Consider the following 16,846-nt stretch of genomic DNA (forward strand, 5'->3'; position numbering starts at 1 on the left):
GGATCATGGAAGCAAGCCAAGGCCTCTCCCAGAGCCTCACCCAATCGCTGCTCTATCTCGACAATGTTTCGGTGGTGTTCGACGGCTTCCGGGCCTTGAACGCGCTTTCGCTCACCATCGAGGAAGCGGAGATGCGGGCCATCATCGGCCCTAATGGCGCCGGCAAGACCACCATGATGGACGTGATCACCGGCAAGACGCGCCCCACCAAGGGCGAGGCCCTGTTCGCCGGCGTGCACGACCTCACCCGGCTCGACGAGGCGGCGATCGCGGAACTCGGCATCGGCCGCAAGTTCCAGACCCCGACCGTGTTCGATATGCACACGGTGGAAGACAATCTGCTGCTGGCGGTGAAGGCGGACCGGCGGCCGTTCTTGAACATCTATTGGCGCCGGACCGCGCATGAGCGCGAGCGCATTGATGCGCTGCTGGAGCGCATTCGCCTGAAGGATCATCGCGCGCGCAAGGCCTCCGAGCTCAGCCACGGGCAGAAGCAATGGCTGGAGATCGGCATGCTGCTGGCGCAGGAGCCGCGGCTTCTGCTGGTGGATGAGCCCGCCGCCGGCATGACCGACCAGGAGACCGCCGACACCGCCGAATTGCTGCGCGAGATCGCGCAGACCCGCGCCGTGGTGGTGGTGGAGCACGACATGCAGTTCGTGCGCGACCTCGGCGTGAAGGTGACGGTGCTGCACGAGGGCTCTGTCCTCGCCGAAGGGCCGCTCGATCAGGTGAGCGCCGACGAGCGTGTCATCGAAGTCTATCTGGGGAGATGAGGATGGGTGTTTTCAGTGCATCCTCATCGGCTGGGCTGGCTCCCTCTCCCGCTTGCGGGGGAGGGCTGGGGAGGGGGCGGATACGACTTCTCCCATGTCTCAGCGCTTTCCGGCCATCGGCCGGCCCCCTCCCAACCCTCCCCCGCAAGCGGGAGAGGGCTTTTACGGTATGGCGCGCGGAGGTTTTCCCATGCTGAAGGTCGAGAACCTCGATCTCTATTACGGCGCCGCCCACACCCTGCGCAGCGTTTCGCTGGAGGCGATGCCGGGGCAGGTGACGTGCGTGCTTGGCCGCAACGGGGTCGGCAAGACGTCGCTGCTGCGCGCCATCGTCGGCCAGCGCGCCATCGCCGGCGGCTCGATAAATTTCGACGGGCGGGACATTACCCGCCTGCCGACGCCGGACCGGGCTGCGCTCGGGATCGGCTTCGTGCCCCAGGGGCGCGAGGTGTTTCCGCTGCTGAGCGTGAAGGAGAATCTCGAGACCGGCTTCGCCCGCCTTGCCCGCAAGGACAAATATGTGCCGGACGAGATTTTCGAGCTGTTTCCGGTGCTGAAATCCATGATGGGCCGGCGCGGCGGCGACCTGTCCGGCGGGCAGCAGCAGCAATTGGCCATCGGCCGCGCGCTGGTGACGCGTCCGCGCCTGCTGGTGCTGGACGAGCCGACCGAGGGTATCCAGCCGTCCATCATCAAGGACATCGGCCGCGCCATTTCCTATTTGCGCGACAAGGGGGATATGGCCATCGTACTGGTGGAGCAATATTTTGAGTTCGCCCGGGACCTTGCCGACCGCTTCATCCTGATGGAGCGCGGCGAGGTGGTGGCGAGCGGGGACCGGAGCGGGCTTGATGGGGATGATGTCCGCCGCCTCATGGCGATCTGAGGATTTGCCCCCCGTTTTGGTGAAGAGCGCACCCAGGCGCCAGCGCAGCGTGGGCCGCCTGCGGCTGGTCGCAGCCGGTGCGGGTGGGCGCACACACCTGCTGGAGCTGGAGGAACAGGGCGCCCTGCGCGGGCGCCTGCCGCGCAGCGATGGCGGCGACATGGAAGCCGTGATGGTCAACACCGCAGGTGGGGTCGCCTGCGGCGATACCTTCGCCATCGAGATTGAGGCGCGCGAGGCTGCGCGGCTGACCGTGTCCACCCCTGCCGCGGAGAAGGTTTACCGATCTGATGCCGATGAGGCGTCGATCCACGTGCGGCTTACCGCCGGGCATGGCGCTGCTCTCCATTGGTTGCCACAGGAAACAATCCTGTTCGACCAGGCCCGCCTGGCCCGCCGCTACGAGGTGGACCTCGCGCCGGTAAGCCAGTTCCTCGCGTTCGAGGCGCTGGTTCTGGGGCGCGCGGCACGGGGCGAAATCATGTCTGGCGGATCGCTCACGGATCAGTGGCGGGTGCGGCGCGGCGGTGGGCTGATCTATGCCGACGCGCTGCGGCTGTCGGGTCCCATCGGCGCGCTTCTGGCCAAGCCGGCGATCGCCAACGGTCGTCATGCGCTGGCAACCCTGCTCTATGTCGCCCCCGACGCCGAGGCGCGGCTTGACCAGGCGCGCGCGGCACTGGAACCCTGCGCCAGCGAGTGCGGGGCGAGCGCGTGGAACGGGCTTCTTGTGGTGCGCTGGCTTGCCTCGGACATCGAGATGTTGCGGCGGGACGCCACCTCGTTTTTGATGAATTTCCGGGGCGCGCCCATGCCGCGCGTCTGGGCTTCCTGAGGAGATCGGCCTTGCTGCTTACGCCGCGCGAAAAGGACAAGCTGCTCATCGCTATGGCGGCGGAAGTGGCACGCAAGCGCCTCGCCCGTGGGGTGAAGCTGAACTTCCCCGAGGCGGTGGCCCTGATCACCGATTTCGTGGTGGAAGGCGCGCGGGACGGGCGCACGGTCGCCGACCTCATGTCCGCCGGCGCCCATGTGCTCACCACAAGGCAGGTCATGCCCGGCATTTCGGAAATGCTCCACGACATCCAGGTGGAGGCAACCTTTCCCGACGGCACCAAGCTCGTCACGGTGCATCACCCCATTCGAGGAGAGGCCTCCGACGACGTGCCGGGAGAGATCACCACCGTGCCCGGCCAGATCGTGTTCAACGAAGGCGCGGAACGGGTCACGCTCACGGTCGCCAATACCGGCGACCGGCCGATCCAGGTCGGCAGCCATTACCATTTCTTCGAAACAAACCCGGCGCTCGCCTTCGACCGCGACAAGGCGCGCGGCATGCGGCTGGATATCGCCGCCGGCACCGCCGTGCGCTTCGAGCCGGGCGCGACGCGGGAAATCACGCTGGTGCCCTTCGGCGGCAAGCGCGAGGTGTTCGGCTTCCGGGGCGCGGTCTCGGGAAAATTGTGAGGCCCGCCACGTCCGCAGCAACGGCCTGAAAGGCCGGATCATTGCCTTCAATGAACCGTCGCCCTCGGTTCTGACCAGGATGAGCCCATGTCCACCCCCGCCCATCTGCCCCGTTCCGCCTATGCGCACATGTTCGGTCCCACCACGGGCGACAAGATCCGCCTCGCGGATACGTCTTTGGTGATCGAGGTGGAGAAGGATTTCACCACCTATGGCGAGGAGGTGAAGTTCGGCGGCGGCAAGGTGATCCGCGACGGCATGGGCCAGAGCCAGGTGACAAACGCCAATGGCGCGGTGGATACGGTCATCACCAATGCGGTGGTGCTGGACCATTGGGGCGTCGTGAAATGCGATGTGGGCCTCTCCGGCGGGCGCATCGTGAAGCTCGGCAAGGCCGGCAATCCGGATGTGCAGGGCGGGGTGGACATCATCATCGGCCCCGGCACCGAGGTGATCGCCGGCGAGGGCAAGATCCTCACCGCCGGCGGGTTCGATAGCCATATCCATTTCATCTGCCCGCAGCAGATCGAGGAGGCGCTGGCCTCCGGCGTCACCACCATGCTGGGCGGCGGCACCGGGCCGGCCACCGGCACCTTCGCCACCACCTGCACGCCGGGGCCGTGGCACATCGCCCGCATGATCGAGGCGGCGGACGCCTTCCCCATGAACCTCGCCTTCGCCGGCAAGGGCAATGCCTCGCTGCCGGCGGCGCTGGAGGAGATGGTGCGGGCGGGCGCCTGTGCGCTCAAGCTGCACGAGGATTGGGGCACGACCCCCGCCGCGATCGACTGCTGCCTCTCGGTGGCCGATGCCTTCGACGTGCAGGTGATGATCCATTCGGACACGCTGAACGAGAGCGGCTTCGTGGAAGACACCATCGCCGCTTTCAAGGGCCGCACCATCCATGCCTTTCACACGGAAGGGGCGGGCGGCGGGCATGCGCCTGACATCATCAAGGTGGCGGGCCTGCCGAACGTGTTACCGTCCTCAACCAATCCCACGCGGCCCTATACGCGCAACACTATCGACGAGCATCTGGACATGCTCATGGTGTGCCACCATCTCGACCCCTCCATCGCGGAAGACCTCGCCTTCGCGGAAAGCCGCATCCGCAAGGAGACTATTGCCGCCGAGGACATCCTCCACGACCTGGGCGCCCTCTCCATGATGAGTTCGGACAGCCAGGCCATGGGCCGCGTGGGCGAAGTGGTGATCCGCACCTGGCAGACGGCGGACAAGATGAAGCGCCAGCGCGGCGCCCTGCCGGGGGAGCGCGGCGACAACGACAATCTGCGCGCCCGCCGCTACATCGCGAAGTACACCATCAATCCCGCCATCGCCCACGGCATGTCGCGCCATATCGGTTCGGTGGAGGCGGGGAAGCTTGCCGACCTCGTGCTTTGGTCGCCCGCCTTCTTCGGCGTGAAGCCGGACCTGGTGCTGAAGGGCGGGGTGATCGCGGTGGCGCAGATGGGCGATCCCAACGCCTCCATTCCCACCCCGCAGCCGGTGCACTACCGCCCCATGTTCGGTGCGTATGGCCGGGCGCGGACGGGCTCTTCGCTGATTTTCGTTTCCAGAGCGGCGATCGAGGACGGGCTGGCGGCGCGGCTCCAGACCGCCAAGCAATTGGTGGCGGTGGAAAATGTGCGCGGCGGCATCGGCAAGAAGGATATGGTGCTGAACGACGCGACGCCCCATATCGAGGTGGACGCCGAGACCTATGACGTGCGCGCGGACGGGGAATTGCTCGTCTGCGAACCGGCGGAGGTTCTCCCCATGGCCCAGCGTTATTTCCTGTTCTGAGGTTTTCCCATGCTTCGTGCCACCGCCGTCGTTCGCCGTGCCGCCGTTCGCGAGGAAAAGGTGGTGGACACCATCATGCTCGATCATCAGGCGCGGCATCGCCGCCGCGTCGCCATGACCGGCGCCAAGGGCCTCGACTTCCTGCTGGACCTGGAGAAGGCGACCCTGCTGGACCATGGCGACGCGCTGAAGCTGGAAGACGGTTCCCTGGTGCGCATCGAGGCGGCGCCGGAGAAGCTGATCGAGGTGAAGACGGGAAGTCCGCTGCGGCTGATGAAAGTGGGCTGGCACCTGGGCAACCGCCATGTGCCGACCGAGATCACCGAGGACGCGCTCTATATCGCCTATGACCATGTGCTGGTGGAAATGGTGCGCGGCCTCGGCGCTAGCGCCGCCCCGGTGCTACGGCCCTTCCGCCCCGAGCGCGGCGCCTATGAGGCGGCGGAGGCCCACGGGCACGCCCACGATCACGGGCACGCGCATGATCATGGGCATGACCATCACGACCATGCCGCGCATGGCCATTCCCATGCAGAGGCCCATTCCCACGCGGAGAGGCATTCCCATGCGGAGGCGGGCGCTCCTGCGGCGGACCATGCCTGCGGATGCGGCCACGATCACCATCACGATCATGACCACGCCCATGCTTCCGCCCAGGCGCACGTTCATGGCCCGGATTGCGGACACGACCATTCCGACGCCCATGATCACGCCCACGGCGGGGAAACCTCTCACCGCCATGGCTGATCCTGACACCGGGTCGGCGACCGGCCCGGTCGATATCCTGCCGCTGCTCACCTGGCTGTCGCCCGCCTTTCCCGTCGGCGCTTATGCTTATTCCCATGCCTTGGAATGGGCGGTGGAGGCAGGCGACATCCGCACCGAAGCGGACCTCGCGGGCTGGCTGGAAACCCTGCTCTTGTATGGCCTCGGCCGCAATGACGGCATCCTGTTCGCGCAGGCCCTGGCGGCGACCGACGAGGGGGACAGCGCGCGGCTGGCCGAGGTCAATGTGCTGGCAGTCGCGCTCGCGCCCTCGGCAGAATTGCGGCTGGAGACCTGCCAGCAAGGGCGGAGCTTTCTGGATGCCGTGTGCGCCGCCTGGCCCGTGCCGGCGCTGTTGGCGCAAGCTGCCGTGCTCGAGGGCGAAGTCGCCTATCCCGTCGCAGTGGGCCTCGCCGCCGCCGCCCATGGCGTGCCCGCCGCACCGGCGCTTGAGGCTTTCCTTTTGGCGATGATGCAGAATCTGGTGTCCGCCGCGATCCGCCTCGCGCCCATCGGCCAGACGGCGGGCACGCGGGTGGTGGCCGCCTTGGCCCCGAAGGTGCGGGCACTCGCTGCAGACATCCGCACGCTCACCCTGGACGACCTCGGCAGCGCCACCTTCCGCGCCGATCTTGGCTCATTTCGACACGAAACCCAATATACAAGGCTGTTCCGCTCATGAGCACGTCAGCACATGGTCCGCTTCGCGTCGGCATCGGTGGCCCTGTGGGGTCGGGCAAGACGGCGCTGATGGAAGCGCTCTGCAAGGCGTTCCGCAACCGCTATGATATCTGCGCCATCACCAATGACATCTATACCAAGGAGGATGCGCGCATCCTCACGGTGGCCGGCGCGCTGGAGCCAGAGCGCATTCTCGGCGTGGAGACCGGCGGCTGCCCGCACACCGCGATCCGCGAGGATGCCTCGATCAACCTGCGGGCGGTGGCCGACATGCAGGCCAGATTCCCCAATCTGGACATCGTCCTGATCGAATCCGGCGGCGACAATCTCGCCGCCACCTTTTCCCCGGAACTGGCCGACCTCACCATCTATGTCATTGATGTCGCGGGCGGGGAGAAGATCCCGCGCAAGGGCGGGCCGGGCATCACCCGCTCCGACCTGCTGGTGGTGAACAAGACCGACCTTGCGCCCATGGTGGGCGCCGACCTCTCGGTGATGGAGGCGGACACCCAGCGCATGCGCGCTGGGCGGCCCTATGTGTTCTCCTCCATCCGAAATGGTATCGGGGTGGAGGTTGTGACGCGCTTCATCGAGACGGCGGGCGGCCTGACGGCGCGGGCTTGAGGCGTGCCGCCGGCTCAATGGTAGCCTTCGCCTTCGCGCACCTTGCCGCGGAACAGCCAGTAGACGAATACGATGTAGCCGAGCACCACCGGCAGCAGGAAGATGACGCCGAACAGCATCAGGATCTGGCTCGGCGCGGCGGCAGCCGTCTGCCACACCGTGAGGCTGGGCGGCACCAGATAGGGGAAGGTGGAAATGCCGAGCCCCAGAAAACCCAGCACGAACAAGGCGATGCAGCCGAAGAAGGGGGCGTATTCCGCGGTCCCCTTCAGGCCCCGCCAGACCAGATAGGCTACCGCCGCCGTCACCACCGGCACCGGGGCGAGATAGAAGATGTTGGGCGTGACGAACCAGCGCTGGGCGATGCGATCGAAGGCCAGAGGGGTCCACAGGCTGACGACGGCCATGAAGCCGAGCACCACCGGAAGCAGCAATAGCGCGGTCTTGCGGGCCTGGATGGCGACGGCGCCGTCGGTCTTCATGATGAGCCAGGTGCTGCCGAGCAGCGCGTAGCCGCCGACCACACTGATTCCACATAGGAAAGCGAACGGCGTCGCCCAATCGAACGCGCCGCCGGCGAACTGGCCGTTTTGGACATCAATGCCTTGAATCAGGCCGCCCAGAACCACGCCCTGGCAGAAGGCGGCGAGGGTGGAGCCGCCTGAAAAGGCGAGGTTCCACCAGCGGCGGCTGGAGAGCGCCACCCAGCGAAATTCGAAGGCGACCCCGCGAAATACCAAGGCCAGCAGCATGATGATGATGGGTAAGTAAAGCGCCGGCATCACCACCGCGTAGGCTTTGGGGAAGGCGACCCAAAGGCCGCCGCCGCCCAGAACCAGCCAGGTTTCGTTGCCGTCCCAAAACGGGGCGACCGTATTCATCATCTGGTCACGCGCGCGCTCTTGCTTCGCGAACGGGAACAAGATGCCGATGCCGAGATCGAAACCATCAAGCACCACATACATAACCACCGCCACCGCGATGATGAGCGACCAGATGACGGGGAGATACCATTCCATGGCCCATTCTCCTCACGAACCGGATGCGATGGCTTCGCGGCCGGCTTCATGCGCGGCGGCGATGGGGCGGCTTGGCGTATCATTGCCCGAGGGCGCGATGGCGGATCCGCCGGGCCCCTTCACGATCAGGCGGTTGATGTAATAAATACCCATCGAGAAGATGATGCCATAGACGACAACGAACAGGACCAAGGTGAAGGCGACGGCGCCAGCGCTCACCGGAGAGATGGCATCCGCGGTCCGCAGGATATTGTAGGCAACCCAAGGCTGGCGACCCTGCTCTGTCACGATCCAGCCCGACAAAATTGCCATAAATCCCAGCGGCCAGGCAAGATGAGCCGGGTAGAGATACCAGCGGCTTTCATAAAGCTTGCGCCTGTAGAGCAGGAAAGCGCCCACCCAGCCGAACAGGATCATCACGACGCCAATGCCCACCATGGCGCGGAAACCGAAGAATGGACCGATGACCGGGGGGCGGTCATTGGGTGCAAAATCCTTCAGGCCAGGGAAAAGGCCATCCAGGGAATGGGTGATCATTAAGGAAGCGCCGCGCGGGATCGAGATTTCGAACAGGTTTTTTTCCGCCTTTTCATCCGGCCACGCGAACAGAACCAGCGGCGCGGGCTTTGATCCGTCCCAATGTGCTTCGATGGCAGCGATCTTGGCCGGCTGATACTTGGCGGTATTGAGCCCATGGGAGTCACCCACATAGGCTTGGATTGGCGCGACGATGGCCAGCATGCCGATGGCCATCTGCATCATCACGCGGGCTTCTTCGGTGAACTTGCCCGCCAGTAGATAGCGCGCGCCCACCGCCAGCACCACCAGCGAGGTGGTAAGATAAGCCGCAAGCAGCATGTGCGGCAGGCGGTGGAGGAAGCTGGGGTTGAAGATAATCTCTATCCAATCAAGGGGATAGGCTAGGCCGTCGCGCATCTCATAGCCGGTCGGCGTCTGCATCCAGGAATTGGCGGAGAGGATCCAGAAAGCCGACATGGCGGTGCCGACCGCCACCATCACGCACGCCAGCGCATGTAGCCAGCGGGGCACGCGGTTCCAGCCGAACAGCATCACGCCCAGGAAGGTGGCTTCCAGGAAGAAAGCGGTCAGTACTTCGAAGCCGATCAGGGGGCCGATGACGCTGCCCGTGACTTCCGAGAAGCGGCTCCAATTGGTGCCGAACTGGTAGGATAAGACGATGCCGGACACCACGCCCATGGCGAAGCTCACCGCGAAGATCTTGGTCCAGAAACGGGACAGGCGATGGAAGACGTCGCGGTCCGTCTTGATCCACAAGAGTTCGAGTGTCGCAATAAAAGCCGACAATCCGATGGTGAAGCTTGGAAAAATAATGTGGAAGGAGACGGTAAAGGCGAATTGAATGCGCGCCAGAACGACCGGATCGAGATCCATTGCTTCTTCCCCCTTCGGCGGAAGAGGCGGGTCCACTATCCCCGCCCGGATTGGGTTGAACTTGGCCTGTGCACCCTTAAGGTAAACGACTTCACGGCCGGGCTCCAGCGACAATGACGCGTGCAGGTTCGCCGAGAGGTCCTTCGTCGGCGCAGCGAAATATCTGGCCCCGAGAAGAAAAACCCATATTTCAAAAGGTATTAGCGGGCGGCCCGGGAAGCTGGCAAGGCTCGCGCAAAAGCCCGCATATGGCGGCGATCATGCCCGCCTCCAGGTAGGGCTTGAGCAGGACCGGGGCCGCGCGCAGATGCGGCGGCAGGTGCGGATCCTGCCCGTAACCACTGCAAAACAAAAAGGGAATTCCCCGGCCGTAAAGGATTTCCGCAGCCGGCAGCACGTCTTCTCCGCCCAGGTTTCGATCCAGGATGGCGGCGTCGAGGGGCAGGGTGCGGGCCGCTTTCAGGGTCTCCGACAGGGTGCTCATGGGCCCCAGGACGGTACAATTTTGCCGCACCAGCGCCTCTTCCAGAAGCAGCCCCACCAGCATCTCATCCTCGGCCACAAGGATGCGCTTGCCCGACAAATTCATGTTTAAAGCCGCTCCTCAGCACATCTCCGCTGCGCTGAACCGCAAATTCGGCGAAACGTTCCACGCCGAAATGAAAATGCGCGTCGCCCGGCCCGGCAGCGCGCATATCAACATTCAAAATACGTAAAATGACCCGCGCGAATCGCGGGTCGGAAAGGCACCGCCTCGCGGACGATCCGCCCGCCGGGGAGGGGTCAGTCCTTGGCGCGTTCCACATAAGAGGCGTCGGCGGTCATCACCACCACGCGGGTGCCGGTGGCGACGTGGGGCGGCACCATGGTGCGCACGCCGTTGGAGAGCATCGCCGGCTTATAGGAGGAGGAGGCGGTCTGCCCCTTCACGGTCGGCTCGGTGTCGACGATCTCCAGGGTCACGCGCTGGGGCAGCTCGATGGCGATGGGGATGTTGTTGTAGATGGAGATCATGCACTCCATGCCTTCCTGGAGATACACCGCCATGTCGCCCAGCACGTCCTTGGGCACGGCCACCTGGTCGTAATTCTCCGGGTTCATGAAGGTGTAGCCGTCGCTGTCCTGGTAGAGATAGGTGTGCGGACGATCTTCCACATAGGCGCGCTCCACCTGCTCGGTGGTGCGATAGCGCTCGGAGATCTTCACGCCGTCGGAAATGCGTCGCATGTCCATCTGGGTGACCGGCGTTCCCTTGCCGGGGTGGATGTTCTCGGCGCTCAGGATGACGTAGAGCTTGTCGTCGATTTCGACCACATTGCCTTTGCGCAGAGAGCTGGCGATGACCTTGACCACGGTATGTCTTCCTCGAACGGCTTGGGGCGCCCGGGCGCCCTTGATCGGGCCGCAACATAGCGATCTTCTCGCTTTTCGCCACCCTTGCCGGCTGCTTTTGTGCGCCGACGCAAGTGTTTTTCCGCGCGGCCCACAGCTTTGAGCGCCCCATCCTCCCCCTGGTGGAGCCCGGATCGCCACCAGGATCGGCGCCCCTTCCTCGCCGCCCGTGGCCGCATCATCAAGGCGATCCGCGCCCATTTCGAGGCCCAAGGCTTCACGGAGGTGGAGACCCCCATCCTCCAGATTTCGCCCGGCAACGAGGCGCATCTGCACGCGTTTTCAACCACTTGGCGCGCGCCGGATGGGGCGCTCACGCCGCTTTATCTGCGCACCTCGCCCGAGTTCACCGCCAAGAAGCTGCTGGCGGCGGGGGAGACGCGCATCTTCGAGCTCGCCCGCGTGTTTCGCGATCGCGAGCGGGGCGCCACGCACCATCCCGAATTCACCATGCTGGAATGGTATCGGGCGGGGGAACCCTATGAAACCCTGATGGAAGATTGCGCCGCGCTCCTGGCGCTGGCGGCGCGGGCGGGGGGCGTGGCGCGCTTTTCCTGGCGCGGACAGGAGTGCGACCCGTTCGCCCCGCCCGAGCGGCTCACTTTGGTTGAGGCGTTCGCCCGCCATGCCGGCATCGATCTTTCCCCGCTCCTGGCACAGCCGGGGGAGGAGCCGCAGGCGGCCCCTTTGGCGCAGGCGGCGCGCGCGGCCGGGGTGCGGGTGGCGGAGGACGACACCTGGGCGGATATCTTCTCCAAGGTGCTGGTGGAGCGCATCGAGCCCCATCTCGGCCGGGGGCGGGCGACGCTTTTGTGCGACTATCCCACCAGCGAGGCGGCGCTGGCCCGGCCCAAGCCCGCCGACCCGCGTGTCGCCGAGCGGTTCGAGCTTTATGCCTGCGGGGTGGAACTGGCCAATGCCTTCGGCGAGCTGACCGACCCGCACGAGCAGCGCCGCCGCTTCGAAGTGGAGATGGCGGAAAAGGCCCGCCTCTATGGCGAGCGCTATCCCCTGGACGAAGGCTTTCTGGCCGCCCTCGCCCTCATGCCCCCCGCCAGCGGCTGCGCCCTGGGGCTGGACCGGCTGGCGATGCTGGCGAGCGGCGCGCGCAGCGTGGACGATGTGCTGTGGGCGCCGGTGGAGGTGTGAGGGGGGAGGGCGGGAGCGGCCGTTCGCGGACTATTTCCGAAGTTCAATTTATGGAGTGAGAGCGGACCATCGCTTGAGACTGTTCTTGCGAACGTCGAATCCTCGTCACCAATTTGGGGTATCCTACCAGTTAAGCTTCGGATCTCGAATCCTTAGAGATGACCAGAAGGCGAGGGGCGCACGATAAGACTTCTTATCGCCCTTGCGGCGACGCCATTCGCAGTGGACGACAACCTCTGCGGAAACTGAGGCGAAAGCTGTTGGCTCGTCTTAAGGGTCCGGCTATAGGGGAGAGAAGACGAGGACCTTCTAGATTCCTCGCGTTAGCGATAAGGTATGGCATGTGCTTTTGGCTACTCCCCTTTACAGACACTACGCGTTGATGTTTTCTAATACCACCTAGCCTAATTATTATATTCCAATGGGGGCTCTCGATGCGATATGCGACTATATTGGCGGCTATTATTGCATTTATTTCTTCAGAGGCGTTCGCAGAGGCGCAATCGAGTAAATATAAATTGCCAGATAACTATATTAAAATTCCAGAAAACGATATTCAGAACAAATTTCAAATACAAATTTCCAGGTCAGTCGATTTTAATTCATTATATCTGGGGATGACTAAAGAAAATTTGATTGATAAATTCAAAAATTGCGTAAATCCAAATACAGGTGTTTTTGTGAAATATTATTTATCTAATATTGGATTTTACGTGTCTGAGTCAAATAAAATATTAGATGGATTTCAATTCAGATTAGACGGAATTGTATTATATCGTCCGGGAGATAATACTATTTATAAAGAATTTTCTGGCTCGATCCATGCTGCGTGTAAGGGAGACCCTGAAGAAAATTTATCCATGGTATTTACCCCGCCGTGGCCAAAATCGCGGCTTGCATCACTTCAGAGGAAAATGAAATTCCTCCCGGAAACTGCGCCAACATTAGAAATGCTATCAACGCAGATAAAAACAAAATATGGGACACCGTCAGTCGAAATAAGTAACACGGATACACATGTTATATCTTTCTATTGGAAAGACGCGAAATTGGTTCCTCCATCTTTAACTCCGCCTATGGAATGTGAGACAAAGCGAATTGTGTCCAATGACGATTTCTTTGCGGCGACACGACAGTCGCTGGACCAAGAATGTGATCAGCTTATCATATTTGAAATCAAGGAAGAAAAGGGCGGTGGTAGGGTTGAGTCAATGAATACAACGGCTATTGATTATCAAATCATTGAAAAAATTACTTCGCAACGTGAAAATATAAAGTATAGCGCGCAATGGATGTTCGATGGTGCATTGCGAGATATTCAGTCGCGTCAGCAGCCAACCCTTCCGAAGCTGTGATCCATAGACCGAAGAAAATAACCGCCCCTTGTTCGATCCTGCCGGAGACAGGAATCGAATATTCCATGCGTTGCATGGGTCGAAGGATAATGCCCTCGTCCCGATGCAACCTCGACGCTATGGAGCGCAGGCCCTGTCGACGGTCTCGGTACCGGAGCCACGCGGGGCTGCGCGCAGCCGCAGGCGAGCACTGGGAGTATGGCGAGGAGCTCCCCCGTGGACAGAGACTAGCACAGTGGTGGCCCTTCGTCCGAACGCCGATTTTCACTGAAGGGTTGGGCTTTGATCGGAAAGCTCGCGTATGAACTGATGGAACAGATCTCCACCAGGATGCCGCACCTGAATAGAATCGCAATGGCAGAGCGAAGGGCCGGGCGGCTTCAGTTCGACCTTCCACCGAGCAAGCGGGCGCCGCAAGCCGATACGAGGCTGAAGGTCGGCGCTTGAGGACGACTGCCGCTCCCCCCGACAGATTGATGTATCACAACCTACTGACGTTGTGGCCGCCGGCAATACGTCTGCTCCAAGTCGCAGATCAGACCTTCAACTCTGTCAACGCCGAGGTCCGGTATGGGTCATTACTCCTACCGACTTCGCTCGACGCCACCACCAAATTCCCCCACTGTCGCAAATGCCCCCCCCCGATCACGCGCAGGTGTTCGCGCTTTCCGGTAATAGAAAACCTTCCCCCCTACCTCCCGCCATGATCCCGTGCCAAATGACGCGGCCGCTGTGCCTGCGGCCTGAACGAGGATATCGCCATGGATTCCACGCCCATCGCGCCCGCCGCCGATCCCGCCCTCGACGGGCTTCAGGGTCTGGTGCGCGAACCCTTCTCCCGGCGCGGCTTCGTCATGACAGGCCTGATCGCCGGCTTCACGCTCGCCACCACCTCGGTGGAAGCCCAGGCCATCCACACCGATGCCGTCGGCCTCGTCGCCGGTGAAGTGAAGATCCCCACCATGGACGGCGACATGCCCGGCTATCGCGCCATGCCGGAGGGCAACGGCCCGTTCCCGCTGGTGATCGTGGTGGAGGAGATTTTCGGCGTCCACGAATATATCAAGGACATCTGCCGCCGCCTCGCCAAGCAGGGCTATTGCGCGGTCGCGCCCGAGCTTTATGCCCGCCAGGGCGATCTCACGGGGATGACCGACATCCAGCAGATCGTCCGCGACGTCATCTCCAAGAAGCCCGACGCGGAAATGCTCTCCGATCTCGATGCGGCGGTGGCCTGGGCGGTGAAAAGCTCCAAGGGCGATGAAAATCGGCTCGGCATCACCGGCTTCTGCCGCGGCGGGCGCTCGGTGTGGCTCTATGCGGCGCATAATCCCAAGCTGAAGGCGGCGGTGGCCTGGTACGGCCCCATCGGTGGCGCGCGCACCGCCATCCAGCCCAAGACCGCCGCCGATGTCGCCGCCGACCTCAAGGCCCCGGTGCTCGGCCTCTATGGCGCCGCCGATACCGGCATTCCCGTCGCCGACGTGGAAAAGCAGCGCGACACGGCGCGCGCCGCCGGCAAGACGGTGGACATCGTGATCTATCCCGATACGCCCCACGCCTTCCATGCCGACTATCGCCCGAGCTATCGCAAGGAAGCGGCCGAGGACGGCTGGAAGCGCATGCTCGCCTGGTTCAAGCAATACGGCGTTGCCTGAGCGCTGAATGGGGGCAAGATCGCGGGCGGCTGCGTCGCCGTCCGCGCCACGCCATACCGGGAGAGCCCCTCATGCCGCGCCAGTCCCCCATGTCCCTGTCCCGCACCAAGGCGTCAGCCGTGGGCGCCTCCGCGATCGGCGCCTCCACCGTGGGCACTGCCTCGCTGGGCGCCATCGCGGTGGGGGCGCTGGCGTTCGGCGCGCTCGCCATCGGGGCGCTGGCCATCGGCCGGCTCGCCATCGGGCGCGCGCGCATCCGCTCGCTCACGATTGATGAGCTGACGGTGAAGAAGCTCACCATCCTGCCGCAGACCGATGCGTCACAGGCGGGCGCGCCGCAGGCGGGCGCACCGAAAGCCTGACGGTGACCGGCGGCTAGGGCATTGGCGGTGTCGCATTTCTTCACGCGAACCGGTGTCCACGTCGCTCGAAAATGCTCTATCGGGCCGGCGCGGCGGGTGTCGCGACCACGCCGGGTGTCGCGGCCCCGGCAGGTGCGGCGAGCGCGGGCAGCAGGCCGATATTCTGATTGACGCCGGAAATCTGGATGCCGTCCAGCTCGATGGTGTTCGGCTTGGCGCCGGCCAGTGCGCCATGGGCGGCGAGTTGGCCGCGCAGGGCGGGGGCCAGCTGCGCCAGCTGGGCGAACTTGCCGTGGTTCATCGGGTCCATGGCCTTCACATTGGTCATGTCGATCACAACGGCGCCGAGCGCCACCAGTTCGTCGTCATTGGTGTAATTGCCAAGCCGCACCTTGCCGCCAGCCAGGAAATCGGAGAAGCCGAGCGCCTTGTCGTCGCGCGAGACGATGACGATGAACGGCTTTTCCGGCTTGCCGAAGCGCTTCAGCTGCGATTTGAACACGTCCACGTCGATATCCGGCGCGGCGAGGATGATGTTGCCGACGCGATTCGCGGGCAGGCCGTTGCCGCCGATCTTCATTTGGCGCAGCGCCTCCACGGTCACCCAATTGCCCATGGAATGGGCCATGATGGTGATCTTCTCCGCCTTGCTGGAGGCCACCAGCGTGAGCGTGCGTTCTAGATTGTCGCGCGCGGCGGTGGCGCTGTTGTTGTCGTAAACATAATCCTCGGTCTTGCCGCGCGAGGCCCAGCTGAACAGCACCGGCACGCCCGGCACGTCGGAATCATGGGTCATCTGCGTCAGGCGGTAGAGCGCCTCGGAGAACATGGTGTTGTAGCCATGCACGAACACCAGGACATTGCGGTTCCCGGCCGGCAGCCGGGCAAGCTGGGCATTGAGATCGCGCACGAAATCCTGGTCGGTGTCGCGATAGACCGCTTCATGCACCACCATCTCGGTTGCGGGGTTGCCGGGCGCCTGTTTCGGCCATTCGATGCCGCCGGGCTGGTGCGCGGGCGGCACGGTCAGCGTCACATTGGCAAAGTCGAGCCCGGTCCCGCGTTCGCCGCTGAATAGGGTGCCGGGCCGCGGGTCGCGCGCGCGGGTAGTGGCGACGAGGATGGTATGCGGCTTGGCGCCCGGCGCCTCGGTGAGATTGGGGGTCAGCACATCGGCGCCCGGACGGTCGGCGCAGGCGGAAAGCAGGATCGCGGCGGCGAGAAGCAGGGCCAGAAGGGGCAGGGCGGTGAGCGGCGTGGCACGCGCGGTCTGCACGCTTGCGGCGCTGCCGGCGCGGCGCGAAATCTGCCTGGATATGAAAATCACTGAATGTCCGCCCCGATCCCCGTCGCTCCGGTGCTTGAACATAGCAGAAGCGCCGGCCGGGCGGCGATTGGCAATTCTTAGCCGCATAGAGATGCTTAATAGGAAGCGGCGCGCGTATTGGGGCGCAGTGTGTTTGCGGGATGGGATGGCCCCCTCACCCCAGCCC

Annotated in this window: 18 protein-coding genes; 13 read left to right on the top strand and 5 right to left on the bottom strand. The window is 63.7% G+C overall.

Features of this window, described 5'->3' with window-relative positions; translation table 11 throughout:
* Nucleotides 1–5 precede the first annotated feature (5 nt).
* The 8 genes from urtD (at nucleotide 6) to ureG (ending at nucleotide 7,005) form a co-directional block, all read left to right on the top strand.
* Complete coding sequence (gene urtD, locus V5G24_RS07845; protein WP_394084691.1) at nucleotides 6–776, top strand: urea ABC transporter ATP-binding protein UrtD; 771 nt, start codon at nucleotides 6–8, stop codon at nucleotides 774–776.
* A gap of 190 nt (nucleotides 777–966) precedes the next feature.
* Nucleotides 967–1,662 (top strand): urea ABC transporter ATP-binding subunit UrtE, encoded by a 696-nt coding sequence (gene urtE, locus V5G24_RS07850; protein ID WP_394045982.1) that lies wholly within the window; start codon nucleotides 967–969, stop codon nucleotides 1,660–1,662.
* A gap of 19 nt (nucleotides 1,663–1,681) precedes the next feature.
* On the top strand, nucleotides 1,682–2,497 hold the full coding sequence (locus V5G24_RS07855; RefSeq protein ID WP_394084692.1) for an urease accessory protein UreD: 816 nt from the start codon (nucleotides 1,682–1,684) through the stop codon (nucleotides 2,495–2,497).
* 11 nt (nucleotides 2,498–2,508) lie between these two features.
* Nucleotides 2,509–3,129, top strand: a complete 621-nt coding sequence (locus V5G24_RS07860) for an urease subunit gamma (RefSeq protein WP_394084693.1) — start codon at nucleotides 2,509–2,511, stop codon at nucleotides 3,127–3,129.
* An 87-nt stretch (nucleotides 3,130–3,216) separates the two neighbouring features.
* Complete coding sequence (ureC, locus tag V5G24_RS07865; RefSeq protein WP_394084694.1) at nucleotides 3,217–4,935, top strand: urease subunit alpha; 1,719 nt, start codon at nucleotides 3,217–3,219, stop codon at nucleotides 4,933–4,935.
* A 9-nt stretch (nucleotides 4,936–4,944) separates the two neighbouring features.
* Complete coding sequence (gene ureE / locus V5G24_RS07870) at nucleotides 4,945–5,682, top strand: urease accessory protein UreE (protein WP_394084695.1); 738 nt, start codon at nucleotides 4,945–4,947, stop codon at nucleotides 5,680–5,682.
* Nucleotides 5,675–6,382, top strand: a complete 708-nt coding sequence (locus V5G24_RS07875; RefSeq protein ID WP_394084696.1) for an urease accessory protein UreF — start codon at nucleotides 5,675–5,677, stop codon at nucleotides 6,380–6,382. The genes ureE and V5G24_RS07875 overlap by 8 nt, the downstream gene beginning before the upstream one ends.
* Nucleotides 6,379–7,005 carry an urease accessory protein UreG gene (ureG, locus tag V5G24_RS07880; protein WP_394084697.1) on the top strand — a complete coding sequence of 209 codons (627 nt, stop codon included), beginning with the start codon at nucleotides 6,379–6,381 and terminating at the stop codon, nucleotides 7,003–7,005. The genes V5G24_RS07875 and ureG overlap by 4 nt, the downstream gene beginning before the upstream one ends.
* Nucleotides 7,006–7,019: 14 nt before the next feature.
* Here ureG and cydB read toward each other — a convergent pair whose 3' ends face one another.
* The 3 genes from cydB to V5G24_RS07895 all read right to left on the bottom strand — a co-directional run bounded on the left by cydB (nucleotide 7,020) and on the right by V5G24_RS07895 (nucleotide 10,026).
* On the bottom strand, nucleotides 7,020–8,024 hold the full coding sequence (gene cydB, locus V5G24_RS07885) for a cytochrome d ubiquinol oxidase subunit II (RefSeq protein ID WP_394084698.1): 1,005 nt from the start codon (nucleotides 8,022–8,024) through the stop codon (nucleotides 7,020–7,022).
* Between the two features lie 12 nt (nucleotides 8,025–8,036).
* The gene (locus V5G24_RS07890; protein ID WP_394084699.1) at nucleotides 8,037–9,437 is read right to left on the bottom strand and encodes a cytochrome ubiquinol oxidase subunit I; all 1,401 of its coding nucleotides are present in this window, start codon (nucleotides 9,435–9,437) and stop codon (nucleotides 8,037–8,039) included.
* A 190-nt stretch (nucleotides 9,438–9,627) separates the two neighbouring features.
* Nucleotides 9,628–10,026, bottom strand: a complete 399-nt coding sequence (locus tag V5G24_RS07895; protein WP_394084700.1) for a response regulator — start codon at nucleotides 10,024–10,026, stop codon at nucleotides 9,628–9,630.
* On the opposite strand from V5G24_RS07895, the gene V5G24_RS07900 reads away from it, so the two are divergent.
* The gene (locus V5G24_RS07900; protein WP_394084701.1) at nucleotides 10,025–10,153 is read left to right on the top strand and encodes a hypothetical protein; all 129 of its coding nucleotides are present in this window, start codon (nucleotides 10,025–10,027) and stop codon (nucleotides 10,151–10,153) included. The two genes, V5G24_RS07895 and V5G24_RS07900, sit on opposite strands and share 2 nt — an antisense overlap.
* Nucleotides 10,154–10,220: 67 nt before the next feature.
* Here V5G24_RS07900 and efp read toward each other — a convergent pair whose 3' ends face one another.
* Nucleotides 10,221–10,790, bottom strand: coding sequence for an elongation factor P (gene efp, locus V5G24_RS07905; protein ID WP_394084702.1), 570 nt, complete (start codon nucleotides 10,788–10,790; stop codon nucleotides 10,221–10,223).
* Nucleotides 10,791–10,928: 138 nt separating this feature from the next.
* Here efp and epmA point away from each other — a divergent pair, with 138 nt between their 5' ends.
* The 4 genes from epmA (at nucleotide 10,929) to V5G24_RS07925 (ending at nucleotide 15,353) form a co-directional block, all read left to right on the top strand.
* On the top strand, nucleotides 10,929–11,978 hold the full coding sequence (gene epmA / locus V5G24_RS07910; protein WP_394084703.1) for an EF-P lysine aminoacylase EpmA: 1,050 nt from the start codon (nucleotides 10,929–10,931) through the stop codon (nucleotides 11,976–11,978).
* Between the two features lie 434 nt (nucleotides 11,979–12,412).
* Nucleotides 12,413–13,333, top strand: coding sequence for a hypothetical protein (locus V5G24_RS07915; RefSeq protein WP_394084704.1), 921 nt, complete (start codon nucleotides 12,413–12,415; stop codon nucleotides 13,331–13,333).
* Nucleotides 13,334–14,094: 761 nt separating this feature from the next.
* On the top strand, nucleotides 14,095–14,991 hold the full coding sequence (locus V5G24_RS07920; protein ID WP_394084705.1) for a dienelactone hydrolase family protein: 897 nt from the start codon (nucleotides 14,095–14,097) through the stop codon (nucleotides 14,989–14,991).
* Between the two features lie 71 nt (nucleotides 14,992–15,062).
* Nucleotides 15,063–15,353, top strand: a complete 291-nt coding sequence (locus tag V5G24_RS07925; RefSeq protein WP_394084706.1) for a hypothetical protein — start codon at nucleotides 15,063–15,065, stop codon at nucleotides 15,351–15,353.
* Between the two features lie 76 nt (nucleotides 15,354–15,429).
* On the opposite strand, the gene V5G24_RS07930 is transcribed toward V5G24_RS07925, so the two are convergent.
* A complete protein-coding gene (locus tag V5G24_RS07930; protein ID WP_394084707.1) occupies nucleotides 15,430–16,680 on the bottom strand; it encodes an alpha/beta hydrolase in 1,251 nt (416 codons plus the stop codon).
* Nucleotides 16,681–16,846: the final 166 nt, after the last annotated feature.

Source organism: Roseixanthobacter finlandensis (genome assembly GCF_043195105.2).
GTDB lineage: Bacteria > Pseudomonadota > Alphaproteobacteria > Rhizobiales > Xanthobacteraceae > NCEH01.

Bases quoted from the DNA above. Each gene is read 5' to 3' on its own strand.
- urtD (WP_394084691.1), top strand. From the start codon at position 6: ATGGAAGCAAGCCAAGGCCTCTCCCAGAGCCTCACCCAATCGCTGCTC.
- urtE (WP_394045982.1), top strand. From the start codon at position 967: ATGCTGAAGGTCGAGAACCTCGATCTCTATTACGGCGCCGCCCACACC.
- ureC (WP_394084694.1), top strand. From the start codon at position 3,217: ATGTCCACCCCCGCCCATCTGCCCCGTTCCGCCTATGCGCACATGTTC.
- ureE (WP_394084695.1), top strand. From the start codon at position 4,945: ATGCTTCGTGCCACCGCCGTCGTTCGCCGTGCCGCCGTTCGCGAGGAA.
- V5G24_RS07875 (WP_394084696.1), top strand. From the start codon at position 5,675: ATGGCTGATCCTGACACCGGGTCGGCGACCGGCCCGGTCGATATCCTG.
- ureG (WP_394084697.1), top strand. From the start codon at position 6,379: ATGAGCACGTCAGCACATGGTCCGCTTCGCGTCGGCATCGGTGGCCCT.
- cydB (WP_394084698.1), bottom strand. From the start codon at position 8,024: ATGGAATGGTATCTCCCCGTCATCTGGTCGCTCATCATCGCGGTGGCG.
- V5G24_RS07890 (WP_394084699.1), bottom strand. From the start codon at position 9,437: ATGGATCTCGATCCGGTCGTTCTGGCGCGCATTCAATTCGCCTTTACC.
- V5G24_RS07900 (WP_394084701.1), top strand. From the start codon at position 10,025: ATGTTTAAAGCCGCTCCTCAGCACATCTCCGCTGCGCTGAACCGCAAA.
- V5G24_RS07895 (WP_394084700.1), bottom strand. From the start codon at position 10,026: ATGAATTTGTCGGGCAAGCGCATCCTTGTGGCCGAGGATGAGATGCTG.
- V5G24_RS07915 (WP_394084704.1), top strand. From the start codon at position 12,413: ATGCGATATGCGACTATATTGGCGGCTATTATTGCATTTATTTCTTCA.
- V5G24_RS07920 (WP_394084705.1), top strand. From the start codon at position 14,095: ATGGATTCCACGCCCATCGCGCCCGCCGCCGATCCCGCCCTCGACGGG.
- V5G24_RS07925 (WP_394084706.1), top strand. From the start codon at position 15,063: ATGCCGCGCCAGTCCCCCATGTCCCTGTCCCGCACCAAGGCGTCAGCC.